This window comes from Microbulbifer mixtoriginis (SeqCode) (assembly GCF_052466715.1).
In genome coordinates this window covers 41,444-53,875 of sequence record NZ_CP174288.1, presented here as the reverse complement: position 1 = coordinate 53,875, position 12,432 = coordinate 41,444, and the positions used below count along the sequence as shown (strand labels likewise).

Below are 12,432 nucleotides of genomic sequence, written 5' to 3'. Positions count from 1 at the left end.
TCCCACAGTATAGGGAGCTTAAATTGACCATGTCCCAAATCACTATCGAGCGACTCAGCAGTGCCGAAGTAAAGACTTCCCCTTTCCCCCATTTCTACCTAGAGCGCTCCCTGGCCTCCGATGAGGCCAGCGCCCTGATCGCAGACTTCCCTCCTCTAGACAAAGGCGGCAGCTTCAATATCGAGGATGTCAAAACTTCGGAACGCTTGCGCAGTTTTGTCGAACAATTTGGCAGCACAGAGGTGCGAAGTATTCTCGGTGAAAAATTTGCGCTGGATCTATCTGATAAACCGATGATGGCCACCCTGCGCGGATACTCCCGAGCCAAAGATGGGCGTATCCATACGGATTCCAAAACCAAACTCATTACCGTATTGATCTATCTGAACAACGACTGGTCTGCGCCCACTGGACGCCTGCGTATCCTGCGCAGCGGCAAGAGCCTGGACGACTACAGTGATGAACTACTACCGGGACCGGGCTCTCTGGTGGCCTTTAAGGTAACGGATAATTGTTGGCATGGTTACCCTAGTTTTGTCGGCAAACGACAGGCAATCCAAATCAATTTTTTAAGCGGTGATAAAGCGAAGAAAAAACATCAGTTTTTTCATGGCATCAGCGCACGCTTAAAATCTCTTTTGCGTTAAAAAAAATCGGATAATAGTTTTATCCGAATGCGACTGTACAAATTAATTAACTTGCAAACAGAAAAATTTGTTACCGATAGTGGCACTTTTTACAGCCAGCGGGTAATCTGTTGCCACTTGCCTTCGGGAATTTATTAAGTCTATCCCGGTAACTTCAAGAACCTTATTTATGAGTCGCCCGCGCACCCGTAAAAACCGCCCTCACCTGCCACAGTGGCAGGCACTGCTGTTTTTACTGGTGTTTCTCAGTGCCCGTGGTTTGGTTCCCGCAGGGTTTATGCCCGCCGCTTTTTCGGCGGGCACCCCCTACGATTTTTGCCACGGCGACAGCCGCAGCGCTCTGTTATTAAATGCCCTGGCCAGCCAGGCTCAGGACCATCATCACAGCCATGGTGGTGGGCACAGTGGGCACAGTGGGCACAGTGGGCACAGTGGGCACAGTGGGCACAACCACGATGCACTGACCGCGCATTCTTTTGCCGACAATCACTGTAATTTTTCCGCCGCTGCCAGTCTTGTCCATGTACCTGCTTTAGACCTGCATTTCGCCAGCGAGGGGAATATTCTCCCCCTTTTCAGCAACGGCATTAACACCGCTCTTTCTTTATACTACAGCCGTCCCCTTATCCGCGCCCCTCCAGTTTAAAACCTCGGTTTTCTTATTTTTCAAAAACTAAATAGTCGAAGCCTGTTTCTGCGCTTCGCTGCACTACCTTTGCCGGTAATTTTTCTGGTTGGGATATTGCAACAGCCGTAGACCCGCTTCACTAAAAAAACTGGAATTCCCGCTGCTTAGCCGGCGGGAATAAACCCGTGCGCGCTATTTTTACCGCGCTCCCCATGGCCGTGCCTGACCTTCGGCCCAGAAACGGATAAGTCACAATGCGAAAAGTTAAACTCCAAAAGAAAAAGCCATTACACACACCACTGAGCCTGGCAATTATTGCTGGTTGCACCTTTCCATTTTCCCTAATGGCCAGTGAGGGAAATGAAAAAAAAGAGGGGGAAATGGAGCAGATGGTGGTCACCGGAGTAAAAACCGAACTGCCGCTCAACCTACTGACGGACCCGAAAATGCCTCGACAGCCCCTACCAGCTAACGACGGCGCCGATTACCTAAATACCATTCCCGGCTTTTCCGTGGTGCGCAAAGGCGGCACCAGTGGCGATCCGCTGTTGCGCGGTATGGGGGGCTCGCGCCTGGGCATGTTATTGGATGGAGAGTCTCTTATGGGTGGCTGCCCCGGCCGTATGGACCCACCTACCGCCTATATTTTCCCCGAAAGCCTCGACGAAATAGAGGTGATTAAAGGCCCCCAAAGCGTCACTCACGGACCGGGCAATTCCGCCGGGGTAGTGCTGTTCAACCAACAGCGGGAGCGCCCGAGCGAACCCGAATGGGATATGCATGCGAGCCTGCTTGGCGGCAGCGCCGATCGAAAAGACGGGCTCTTTGACCTGGCTTACAAAACTCCAGAATTTTCCCTGCGCGGTTCGGCAACCTCTGCCTCTGCGGATGATTATGAGGATGGCGACGGCAATCGGGTGCACTCCGGTTATGAGCGCTGGAGTGGCAAAGCCAATCTGGCCTGGACCCCCGACGATGACAACCGCCTGGAATTCGAAACAGCTTTTAGCGATGCCGAAGCGGCCTATGCCGACCGTGGAGTAGATGGCAGTAAATTTGCACGCGAGAGCTACAAAGCCAAATACTGGCGCAGCAATATCGGCGCTCTGCTGAATACCATCGAAGTGCAGATCTATTACAACTATGTCGATCACATCATGGATAATTACAGCCTGCGTAATCCCTCGGGAATGGCTGCCAATCCAGTCGTCATGAATTTAGACAGCGAAACCATTGGTGCCAAGCTGAGTCTGCAGCTGAATCCTGCGGATAACTTTGAGCTGACAGCAGGCCTGGATACCTGGGAAAACCGTCACCGCGGACGCATGAGCATGAACCAGACGATGGTTGATTACCGCCAGCGCAGCTGGAATACGGATGCGGAATTTTCCCAACTGGGCATTTTCTCCGAAGCCAGCTGGCAATTCGCTCCGGATCAACGCTGGATCGCCGGCGCCAGACTGGATGACTGGGAAGTACGCGACCTGCGCGAGACGATTTCGTTATCGATGATGTCCTCGGTCGATAACCCCACCGCTGGTGAGAGCCGCTCAGAACAACTGCCCAGCGGTTTTATACGCTATGAATTGGCGCTGCCAAGTACCTCCACCAGCTCTGCCACCCTCTACGCCGGGCTCGGCTACAGTGAGCGCTTCCCGGATTACTGGGAAATATTTTCCCGCGAAGCAGCAGATTCCTATAGCGCACTCAATATAGAATCAGAAAAAACCAGTCAACTGGATATCGGCATTATCTATCGCACTGAAAAATTGTCTGCCAGTATTTCCGCTTTCGCCAGTGATGTCCGCGACTACCTATTAGTACAGAATGATTACCAGAAGGCTGCGGTGATGTCAGGCATGGGCACCATGTCCTCGATGGGCAACGCAATGGATATGGGGGAGCCTGGGGATAAGCGTACCGCTGCGGTAATTCGCAATATTCAGGCGCGCACCTGGGGACTAGAACTAGATGCCAGCTATCAATTAAACGAAAACTGGCGCACCGAATTTACGGTCACTTCAGTGCGTGGTGCCAACGACACAGACAATACCACCCTGGCCCAACTGCCCCCACTGGAAACACGCCTGGGGCTGCACTATGAGCAAGCTCAGTGGTCGGCGGGTATTCTGTGGCGGGCTATTGCCAGCCAGGATCGCGTCGATATCGGTAAGGGTAACATTATCGGACAGGACTTTGGGCCCACGGATTCCGCCGACGTATTGTCAATTAACGCAGGTTGGCGCCCAAGCCAACGGCTGCTATTCACTGCAGGGGTCGATAACTTACTAGATGAAACCTATGCAGAACATGTCAGCCGTGCGGGTGCGGAAATTCCCAACTTCCCACAGTTGGATAGGGTTAATGAGCCCGGTAGGACCTTATGGATAAAAACCATTTACCGTATTTAAAACACGATGACTAATTAACTGGTCTTAAAAACCGGACATAGTATGTTAAGCGGGAAACACCTCAAATTTTCCGCTTAACATAAATTTATAGTTAAAAGCGATAGGAAAAATTAAGACTTAAAGTACGTAAGTGCCCAAGGTTCACTCGGTAGACAGAATTAATATCGTTGTAGTTGTATTCTATGGAAGTATCAAAATCCTGGTTCCACATAAACCGATAGCCGACCCCAAGATTCCAGAAAGAATCGCTGCCACTGGCATCGATCACATGGTAATAATGGCCGTCGTAATACCAGTCTTTATCCTTGTCATAAATATCATACAGGTGCCACTTGTCTTTATTGTGATACCAATAACCATATTTACGCACATCATTCAGATCAACATCGGCATAATTCCACCCCGCCATCCAGTAGAGACACTGAACGTAACAATTCAGGGTAAAATCCACTTTAAAATTGAGCCCCACCTGATTAATTCGCACGTGATTATCATCAAAGCGGGAAAATTGTAAATTCACCTGCCAAACACCCACGGCGGGTGTCACGCCAACGCTGACATAACCAAAAAAATCCCGTTGATCATTGAGCTGTAATTCCCCTGAACCCAGTCCCAGCGTGGTAATAATTCGATATTCACCCGACTCAATACCATCGAAAGGATTATTCCATTCGACTGCAGTGACCAATGGTGATAACAGTAAGGCCAAGACACATAACACCGTCTTCATTACATCCATCCTTGCAGCACGACGCTTTTTAATTCATCCCCCTTACCAAAGCTTAGCTGTCATGGTTATCCACCTCAGAAACTTATCCGAATCGAATGCCAAATTTATATGGATAATGATCCTTAAAGGCTTTCCACATCAATAATGGCCCAGATACCACCGGCAAATGCTGGGTTATCCCGCAAATTGTCGACGTCTTGAGGCTGCGGCATCGGCTCTCCAGCTTGCCGTAATTCTTCCAGGCGTTGAAAAATAGTCTCCGCCATTTTTTGTAGAGCGGCATCCAGAGTTTCTGCATAGCAGTGACAATGCGGCAGGTCGGGTGCTATGGCACCAAAGCCGGCGTATTCAATGTTGTGAAGCACAACCGGATAGCGCATTAGAAAATTCTCTTATACATTGGCTTTCCAAAGCGTAGACGGGTTTCAAAACAGCGAACGAAATATGGCAAGGAAAATCAACAAATTCCCCAATAAAATAAACCCTGCGCAACCGCACCTATTACTTCAGAATAAACCGAAAGCTGAATAATTAATTTTTGAATTTATTGTCTAGGTTGGAGCTGAACCTCATTGCGAGGGATTGCATTATTTAACCGGAATGGTTGTTGGAGGGGCGACGCCAAACAACCTAACCACTGCGACATTTAAACCTTATCAAGGTGCGAACGACGAAAAATTTAGCGCGGCATTCTTCCGAGAAGTGCCCTACGGGAAAAAATCATGCCGTTAAGAGTGCGCCATAGGAATTTTTGATTTTCTGCCTCCGGCTCCACCAGGGCATCCTGCTGCCGCTGTAACCAGGCAATCTCCTGTTCCAGCTGTCTGCGTAAACAGCGGGTTTCATTCAGATCTGAAGCTTTGCGGCTCACCTGAAGAGGCATAACACCGGCCTTTTGTGCTGGTTTTAAAGATTGATAAAAAAATAAATAGAACCCCCACCGAAGTGGGGGCATGGCAAGCTTAGTTCACTGGAGACTCTGCATTTAGCAAATCCTGCCAATCGTAAGATGCATCACCGATCACATAGAAAAACGGATTCAGCAAGGAGTCTTTGCCGTTATAACGCAGCAGTTTGAAGGAATCGTCCACCACTGTGCCACCGGCAGCCTCAACCACCGCCTGGGCTGCGGCTGTATCCCACTCACAAGTGGGTGCGAGCCGCGGGTAGAGATCAGCGGCCCCTTCAGCCACCAGACACAGTTTGAGAGAGCTACCCATGTTTTTACAGACCACCGCACCCAATTTGGATTCGATACGCTCTACCAGTTGATCCACGGCGCCGGCACCATGGCTGCGGCTAGCAACCAATTCCACTGCATCGCCAGCTTCCAGGCGCGGCTTCAGCGGGCGCACATGAATTTCTGTATCGCCGGATACCGTGCGCTTAAAGGCGCCATCACCCTTGCCGCCAGCATAGGTGATATCCAGTACCGGCACATGCACCACCCCTAGCACAGGTTCGCCATTTTCAATAAGTGCCACATTAACGGTGAACTCACCAGTGCGACGAATAAATTCCTTGGTGCCATCCAGCGGGTCCACAATCCAGTACCGCTGCCACTGGCTGCGCTCGGCAAATGATGGCATTTCCTGCTCTTCCGATAATACCGGTACACCATCAATCAGCTGCGCCAGAGCAGGGGCTAAAATTTTGTGTGCCGCTAAATCCGCGGCTGTAACCGGCGAGTCATCCGCCTTGGTGTCCACCTCCAGCTCAGCACTGCTGTGATAAACCTCTAAGATAGCTTCACCGGCGTTTTTGCAGATTGCAATCACCTGCTCCAATAATGCCTTATTCATTAAAACTCCCTTATTTTTCAGGTGTGGTGAGTATAAAGTCTCAGGAGGGGAAAAGGTCCTTCACCGACAGGTAGCGCTCACCGCTGTCATAACTAAAAATCAATACGCGGCTACCGGGCGCAAATTCGCCCTCACGCTTTTTCAGCGCAGCCAGGCTCGCTCCAGAGGAAATACCCACAAAAATCCCCTCCTTCAAAGCGCACTTACGCGCCATTTCAAAACTGTCTTCTCCATTTACCAAAATGGTGCCATCCAGCATTTTGGTATTGAGTATCTCGGGAATAAAACCGGCACCAATCCCCTGCAAGCGGTGCAGCCCTTTATCACCACCGCTGATCACTGGAGAATTTTCCGGTTCGACGGCAAAAACCTGCAACTTGGGAAAGGATTCCTTTAGTACCTCTCCACAACCGGTGATGTGGCCACCGGTGCCAACCCCAGTAATCAGGTAATCGAGCCCCTCGGGGAAATCTGCGAGGATTTCTTTGGCGGTGGTGTCACGATGCACCTGGGCATTGGCACGGTTACAGAACTGCTGCGGCATCCAGCTGTTTTCATGCTGCGCCAATAGTTCCTCGGCTTTAGCGATAGCCCCGCCCATACCCTGCTCCTTGGGAGTAAGCACCAACTCAGCCCCCATAGCTTTCATCACCTGGCGCCGCTCCAAAGACATGGATTCCGGCATGGTGAGAATCAATCGATACCCCTTAACCACAGCCACCATGGCCAATCCGATGCCCGTGTTGCCGGAGGTGGGCTCGATAATCACACCACCGGGCTGCAAAGCACCGCGGCGCTCTGCATCCTCTATCATCGCCAGGGCAATACGATCCTTGATGCTGCTGCCGGGGTTAAAACGCTCCACCTTCATCCACACTTCGATATCTGGGCGAAACAGATGATTGATACGCACATGCGGGGTATTGCCGATGGTTTCCAGAATATTGGCTGCCTTCATTGATGAAGCTCTCCGTTAATGGCTCTCACGGCAGACAGGCAGTCCACCGATTTATAATTTCCTGTGCGCAGATAGTAACCCAGATGTACGCCGCCCCAAGAGACCCACAAGGAAATCCCAATGGCACACACGTATAAATTCCTCTGCAAGTAATCGCCGCCCTCACAAGGAACTGGTTTCACACGGAGTTGTGAATTCATGGCGATCCGGTTGGTGGTAACACGTCTTTGTGCCACATTTAGTGACTGGCTTCTTTCCGATAAACATAAAACCAAAAATAAAGGCGCTGCCATGAATCCGAATATGACCTCCGATGCCCATGATGCAACCCAAGCAAGCCTATTTATGCCTGTAGCATTTATATTCTTTGCCGCTCTTTTTATGCTCCTCGACAGCATGGCAATTCAAGGGCTGTGGATGGCTTCGCTGAAAGCGCTGCCAATCGCCATTCTCGCCCTGATGGCGATGCGGCACCTGGATGGGCTCACTCGCACTCTGACACTTGCGGCCCTGGCTTTTTCCGCACTCGGCGATGTACTCCTGGAAATGAGGTTTGCCCACCAGTTTATCTTTGGCCTGGGTGCTTTCCTGGTGGCACAACTTCTCTACGCGGCCAATTTCCTGCGTTTTGCCGACTTCCGCAAACGCCGCAGTCTGATACGTATCTTGCCTGTTCTGCTGGCCGCAGTGGGACTGGCCCGCTGGATACTTCCCGCTGCGGGGGAGCTGGCGCCAGCAGTGCTTCTTTACTTGCTTGCCATTGTCGCCATGGCCCTAGGCGCCGGGGCTCATCGGGGCAATTCCGGGCTGCTATTCGCCGGTGCACTCACTTTTATGCTGTCCGACGCATTGATAGCTGTGAATAAGTTCATAGCACCGCTACCTCTAGCCGACACAGCAATTATGCTCAGCTATTACGGTGCTCAGTTTGCCATCCTGTACGGCATACGCCGTGCCCAGGCATAATGCCCACCTTCATACAGGGGATATTTTGGGAAGGCTACAATTTGGCTTCCCATCCCCACCACAGAGAGGTAGACAGGCCCCATGCTCGACTGGCGAAGTATCGACACCGTACTGCTGGATATGGACGGCACCCTGCTGGACTTGCACTACGACAACCATTTCTGGCTCGACCATCTACCCAAACGCTACGCCGAAGTACACGGTCTCGATCCCGAGCGGGCCCAAATAGAGCTGCAGCGGGAAATTGATGCACGCCGCGGCACTCTGGAGTGGTACTGCCTGGACTTTTGGGCGGAAACTCTGAAGCTGGATATCCTCGCGATACTGCGCGAGATCGAAGAGCGCATCGCCCTGCGCCCCCATACCGAGGCCTTCCTGCAGGGACTGCGACAACTGCGTAAGCCCACCTATCTGGTCACTAATGCACACCGCCATGGACTCGACCACAAACTGCAAATTACCGGCCTCGAGCCATGGTTTGACGACATTATTTCCTCCCACGATTATGGACATGCCAAAGAGAGTGGAAGCTTCTGGCACGCCCTGCGCGAGGAGGTGGCCTTCGACCCGGAGCGCACACTGTTTGTTGACGACAACCAGAGTGTGCTGGCCGCCGCACAGGACTATGGCATCGCCCACCTGCTGTGTATCCGCCAGCCGGACAGCCGCGGCCCCAAACGGCAGATCAGCGACTTCCCGGCGATTCATCACTTCGATGAAATTATGTCACTGCAACGCAGTAACAAAGCGCAGTAACAATAAGCCCGCATAACCCGGGCCCAAGTTTATATTGATCAACAGGATTCGATGGAAAAAGTACGTATCGACAAGTGGCTCTGGGCCGCACGCTTCTTTAAGACCCGCAGTATCGCCAAACAGGCTATCGAAGGTGGTAAAGTGCACGCCGATGGACAGCGGGTCAAAGCCAGCAAAGATCTCACCGTTGGCGCGCTTTTGAGTATCCGCCAAGGCTGGGACTTGATTGAGGTGGAGGTTATTGCCCTCTCCGACCAGCGTCGCGGTGCCGATATCGCCCGCACCCTGTACCGCGAGACCGAGGACAGCATCGCCCGGCGCGAAAAGGAGCGCACTGAACGCCAGGCAGCCAATGCGGGGATTCAGCGCGAGCGACCCAATAAAAAGCAGCGCCGCCAGATCCACCGCTTCCTGCGCGAGCAGGAGTAGGCTCAAATGACAAAAGTGGTGAAAATTCCGCCATTTTTGTCTATAGCTGCTAAACTGCCCCCACTTAACCCGATAGAAAACAGCCACGATGAAACGACTGATCGCCATCTCCCTGCTGCTTCTGCTCGGAATGCAGACGGCCCTCGCCGATAGCCGCGAACACGAGCAGCTCAAGCGTTCGATAATCAAAATTTACACCACTGCCGCCGCCCCGGACTACTTCAATCCCTGGGCGTTGCTTAATCCCAAGCAGTTATCTGGCTCCGGCGCGGTTATCCGCAACAAGCAGATCCTCACCAACGCCCACGTGGTGGCCAACGGTAGCTTTATTCAGGTGCAACGCCACGGCGACGCCAAGAAGTTCCGCGCCCGAGTGAAGTTTGTCTCCCACGACGCCGACCTGGCTCTGCTCACCGTGGATGATGACAGCTTCTTCAAAGACACCCGCCCACTGACACTGGGTACACTGCCGGACCTGCAAGAAGAGGTCACCGTGTACGGCTACCCCATTGGCGGCAAGTCCCTGTCGATCACCCGCGGCGTACTGTCCAGGGTGGAACACCAGTACTATGCCCACGCCGAGAGCTATCTGATGGCCGGCCAGATCGACGCAGCCATTAACCCCGGCAATAGCGGCGGCCCGGTCATTTCCGGTGGTCATATCGTCGGTGTGGCCATGCAGACCAACCAGAGCGCCGAAAACCTGGGTTATTTTGTGCCTCCCAGCGTAATCGCCCATGTACTCGAAGACGCCAAAGACGGCGAACACCAGGGCTTTCCCGAGTTGGGCCTGGTGACCCAGAGCCTGGAGAGCCCTTCCATGAAGAAGGCTGCCGGTCTCAGCGAGGACCAGGACGGCGCAATGATCGTCAAGGTATTTAGCGACTCCCCCGCTGCTGAAATTTTCCAACCCGGCGACGTGTTGCTGGAAGTTGATGGCTTCGAGGTTGCCGCCGATCGCACCGTCGAATGGCGTGAAAATCAGCGTACTAACTACCACTACGCGGTGGACCGCCATCATGTCGGCGACAAATTACCGGTGCGCTTTTCCCGCAATGGTGAAGAAAAAAGTGCGCAAGTGGCCCTGGCAGCACCGCCACCCTCCCGCGCCCTGGTGGTGGGTGAGCAATTCGACCAGCAGCCGCGCTATTACATTTATGGCGGCGTGGTCTTCGTGCCTCTGAACATGAACCTGATCAAGCGGTGGGGCAAGAGCTGGCATTCCAAGGCGCCAATCGATTATCTCTATGCACGCAACCAGTGGAGTGACGAGAGCCGCCGCGAGCTGGTGGTTGCGCTCAAGGTCCTGCCCGCCAACGTCAACCTGGGTTACCACGATTGGAAAAACTGGATTATCGATTCAGTGAATGGCCACAATGTCGCGGACTTCGATGAATTTGCTCAACTGATGGAAACCAACAAGGAAAACTTTGTGGAGCTGCGCGACCGCTCCGGCTATCGTATGGTGCTCGATCACGCCGAAGCCCAAGAGCAGGAGCCAATGATTCTGCAGACCTACCATATACCCCAGCGCCACTCACGGGGGCTGTTCAGCAGACTGGCTAATAAAGAGGAGTAAGGCCCGCTGTGTGGGCTATGGAGAAGCCGTGAAACAACTGAGAGGAATCCTAGTCGGCAGCCTACTGCTGGCTGCCAGCGCCAACGCCGGTGAGCTCTATCGCTGGGTCGATGCCGATGGCAGAGTACATTTTAGTGATCGTCCCCCGGCCGAGGGTAAGGCCCAGGATATTTCTGGGCAATTGAGCCCTATCAATTCTGCCGAAGCCACTCGGGTTCAGCGGAGTCTGATCACTTCAAAAGCCAGCGCCCCAGAACGGGAGTATCAGCAACGTCAGCAACAAGAGCAACGCGCACGCCAACAGGAGCAACAACGCATTTGCACGAAAGCGCGCCAACGCCTGCGCTCACTCAACGGGCGAGTGGCCTTTATCGACAATGATGGCAAAGAGGTTCGCTATTCAGAGCGAGAGCGGCGGCAAATGGCCGAACAACTAAAGCGGGAAATCGCTAATCGCTGCGGATAACCCTTTCCCCTCAGCCTTCATAATCAGGTGCCGGCGCCACAATTACTCGCGCCGGCTACCATTTAGACATATCCACCTCTAAAATCCCGCGGTTTTAATACCGAGGCACTCGATCTATGTCCGATCAGCTGGAACGCTTTATCTTCTCCCAACACGATATTCGCGGGCAGATGGTGACCCTCACCGACGCCTACCGCGAAGTGCTAAAGCACAATCCCCTGCCTGCGCCGGTAGCAAATCTGCTGGGAGAGTTTCTCGCCGCCGCCTGCCTGCTCTCCACCACCCTGAAATTTGAGGGCATATTGAGCCTGCAGGCCCGCGGCGAGGGCGATGTGCCGCTGATTATGGCCGAGTGTACCCACCACAGTGATCTGCGCGGCATTGCCCGTATCGCCGAAGGCGCACAAATCAGTGAAGATGCCAGCCTGAGCGACATGATCGGCCCCCGTGGCGTCATCGCTATTACCCTGGAGCCCAAGCGCGGCGAGCGATACCAGGGGGTGGTCCCGCTGGAAAAAGAGAGCTTGGCCGGGTGCCTCGAGGATTACTTTGCCCAATCGGAACAACTGGAGACACGCTTCTGGCTGGAGTGCGATGGCAGTAATGTGGGCGGCATCATGCTGCAGGTGCTACCGGGCAATAATGCCGCCAGCGCCGAAGAAAATCGCGATGCCTGGGAAACCGCCCTGCACCTGGCGAACACCGTGACCGCCCAGGAGCTATACGAGGTGCCCCACGACGAGCTGATTCATCGCCTGTTCCACCAGCTGAAACCCGCCACCCTGGGTACTGACACTATCCGCTTCAAGTGCAGTTGCTCGCGAGAGCGCAGCGCACGAGCCCTGGTCTCCCTCGGTGCCGAGGACGTGTACAAATTACTGGAAGAGCAAAATGGCGAAATTGTCAGCGATTGCCAGTTTTGCAATGCCCAATACCGCTTTGATCGCGAGCAGGTAGAGTCACTGCTCAATGCCCCGCCCCACACCCTGCACTAGGGAAATTAATGCCAGTGCTGAGCAGCCTCAGCTACTGGCAATTCGCAACTTAGAACACAAAAATT

14 protein-coding genes are annotated in these 12,432 nt (G+C 53.2%); 9 read left to right on the top strand and 5 right to left on the bottom strand.

From position 1 onward, the window contains the following. Positions 1 to 29: 29 nt before the first annotated feature. From ACJJH9_RS00510 to ACJJH9_RS00500, 3 genes are all read left to right on the top strand, one after another. Positions 30 to 647, top strand: a complete 618-nt coding sequence (locus tag ACJJH9_RS00510) for a 2OG-Fe(II) oxygenase (protein WP_444883072.1) — start codon at positions 30 to 32, stop codon at positions 645 to 647. 169 nt (positions 648 to 816) lie between these two features. Further along, positions 817 to 1,293 carry a hypothetical protein gene (locus tag ACJJH9_RS00505; RefSeq protein ID WP_444923945.1) on the top strand — a complete coding sequence of 159 codons (477 nt, stop codon included), beginning with the start codon at positions 817 to 819 and terminating at the stop codon, positions 1,291 to 1,293. Positions 1,294 to 1,529: 236 nt separating this feature from the next. Further along, positions 1,530 to 3,686, top strand: coding sequence for a TonB-dependent copper receptor (locus tag ACJJH9_RS00500; RefSeq protein WP_444923944.1), 2,157 nt, complete (start codon positions 1,530 to 1,532; stop codon positions 3,684 to 3,686). Between the two features lie 91 nt (positions 3,687 to 3,777). Here ACJJH9_RS00500 and ACJJH9_RS00495 read toward each other — a convergent pair whose 3' ends face one another. The 5 genes from ACJJH9_RS00495 to cysK form a co-directional block, all read right to left on the bottom strand. Beyond that, the gene (locus tag ACJJH9_RS00495) at positions 3,778 to 4,416 is read right to left on the bottom strand and encodes an outer membrane beta-barrel protein (RefSeq protein ID WP_444923943.1); all 639 of its coding nucleotides are present in this window, start codon (positions 4,414 to 4,416) and stop codon (positions 3,778 to 3,780) included. 122 nt (positions 4,417 to 4,538) lie between these two features. After that, positions 4,539 to 4,796, bottom strand: coding sequence for a type II toxin-antitoxin system HicB family antitoxin (locus ACJJH9_RS00490; RefSeq protein WP_252083702.1), 258 nt, complete (start codon positions 4,794 to 4,796; stop codon positions 4,539 to 4,541). A 299-nt stretch (positions 4,797 to 5,095) separates the two neighbouring features. Then, positions 5,096 to 5,299 (bottom strand): hypothetical protein, encoded by a 204-nt coding sequence (locus ACJJH9_RS00485; RefSeq protein WP_444887470.1) that lies wholly within the window; start codon positions 5,297 to 5,299, stop codon positions 5,096 to 5,098. A gap of 79 nt (positions 5,300 to 5,378) precedes the next feature. Further along, entirely contained in the window at positions 5,379 to 6,218 is an 840-nt protein-coding gene (gene cysQ / locus ACJJH9_RS00480) for a 3'(2'),5'-bisphosphate nucleotidase CysQ (RefSeq protein WP_444923942.1), read from the bottom strand. A gap of 40 nt (positions 6,219 to 6,258) precedes the next feature. Beyond that, positions 6,259 to 7,176 carry a cysteine synthase A gene (gene cysK, locus ACJJH9_RS00475; RefSeq protein WP_252083705.1) on the bottom strand — a complete coding sequence of 306 codons (918 nt, stop codon included), beginning with the start codon at positions 7,174 to 7,176 and terminating at the stop codon, positions 6,259 to 6,261. Positions 7,177 to 7,374: 198 nt separating this feature from the next. Here cysK and ACJJH9_RS00470 point away from each other — a divergent pair, with 198 nt between their 5' ends. The 6 genes from ACJJH9_RS00470 to hslO all read left to right on the top strand — a co-directional run bounded on the left by ACJJH9_RS00470 (position 7,375) and on the right by hslO (position 12,367). After that, on the top strand, positions 7,375 to 8,142 hold the full coding sequence (locus tag ACJJH9_RS00470) for a lysoplasmalogenase (RefSeq protein WP_444923941.1): 768 nt from the start codon (positions 7,375 to 7,377) through the stop codon (positions 8,140 to 8,142). An 81-nt stretch (positions 8,143 to 8,223) separates the two neighbouring features. Continuing rightward, positions 8,224 to 8,898, top strand: a complete 675-nt coding sequence (gene yrfG / locus ACJJH9_RS00465; protein WP_444903379.1) for a GMP/IMP nucleotidase — start codon at positions 8,224 to 8,226, stop codon at positions 8,896 to 8,898. Between the two features lie 51 nt (positions 8,899 to 8,949). Beyond that, a complete protein-coding gene (locus ACJJH9_RS00460; protein ID WP_444887474.1) occupies positions 8,950 to 9,327 on the top strand; it encodes an Hsp15 family ribosome-associated heat shock protein in 378 nt (125 codons plus the stop codon). A gap of 88 nt (positions 9,328 to 9,415) precedes the next feature. Then, a complete protein-coding gene (locus tag ACJJH9_RS00455; protein ID WP_444923940.1) occupies positions 9,416 to 10,906 on the top strand; it encodes a S1C family serine protease in 1,491 nt (496 codons plus the stop codon). 28 nt (positions 10,907 to 10,934) lie between these two features. After that, positions 10,935 to 11,372 (top strand): DUF4124 domain-containing protein, encoded by a 438-nt coding sequence (locus ACJJH9_RS00450; protein ID WP_444923939.1) that lies wholly within the window; start codon positions 10,935 to 10,937, stop codon positions 11,370 to 11,372. A gap of 116 nt (positions 11,373 to 11,488) precedes the next feature. Then, positions 11,489 to 12,367, top strand: a complete 879-nt coding sequence (hslO, locus tag ACJJH9_RS00445) for an Hsp33 family molecular chaperone HslO (RefSeq protein ID WP_444923938.1) — start codon at positions 11,489 to 11,491, stop codon at positions 12,365 to 12,367. Positions 12,368 to 12,432: the final 65 nt, after the last annotated feature.

What these genes read in the sequence shown, in the direction of transcription:
- ACJJH9_RS00510 (WP_444883072.1), top strand. Translation starts at nt 30, where the DNA reads ATGTCCCAAATCACTATCGAGCGACTCAGCAGTGCCGAAGTAAAGACT.
- ACJJH9_RS00505 (WP_444923945.1), top strand. Translation starts at nt 817, where the DNA reads ATGAGTCGCCCGCGCACCCGTAAAAACCGCCCTCACCTGCCACAGTGG.
- ACJJH9_RS00495 (WP_444923943.1), bottom strand. Translation starts at nt 4,416, where the DNA reads ATGAAGACGGTGTTATGTGTCTTGGCCTTACTGTTATCACCATTGGTC.
- yrfG (WP_444903379.1), top strand. Translation starts at nt 8,224, where the DNA reads ATGCTCGACTGGCGAAGTATCGACACCGTACTGCTGGATATGGACGGC.
- ACJJH9_RS00485 (WP_444887470.1), bottom strand. Translation starts at nt 5,299, where the DNA reads ATGCCTCTTCAGGTGAGCCGCAAAGCTTCAGATCTGAATGAAACCCGC.
- cysQ (WP_444923942.1), bottom strand. Translation starts at nt 6,218, where the DNA reads ATGAATAAGGCATTATTGGAGCAGGTGATTGCAATCTGCAAAAACGCC.
- ACJJH9_RS00500 (WP_444923944.1), top strand. Translation starts at nt 1,530, where the DNA reads ATGCGAAAAGTTAAACTCCAAAAGAAAAAGCCATTACACACACCACTG.
- ACJJH9_RS00460 (WP_444887474.1), top strand. Translation starts at nt 8,950, where the DNA reads ATGGAAAAAGTACGTATCGACAAGTGGCTCTGGGCCGCACGCTTCTTT.
- ACJJH9_RS00490 (WP_252083702.1), bottom strand. Translation starts at nt 4,796, where the DNA reads ATGCGCTATCCGGTTGTGCTTCACAACATTGAATACGCCGGCTTTGGT.
- hslO (WP_444923938.1), top strand. Translation starts at nt 11,489, where the DNA reads ATGTCCGATCAGCTGGAACGCTTTATCTTCTCCCAACACGATATTCGC.
- ACJJH9_RS00455 (WP_444923940.1), top strand. Translation starts at nt 9,416, where the DNA reads ATGAAACGACTGATCGCCATCTCCCTGCTGCTTCTGCTCGGAATGCAG.
- cysK (WP_252083705.1), bottom strand. Translation starts at nt 7,176, where the DNA reads ATGAAGGCAGCCAATATTCTGGAAACCATCGGCAATACCCCGCATGTG.
- ACJJH9_RS00470 (WP_444923941.1), top strand. Translation starts at nt 7,375, where the DNA reads ATGGCGATCCGGTTGGTGGTAACACGTCTTTGTGCCACATTTAGTGAC.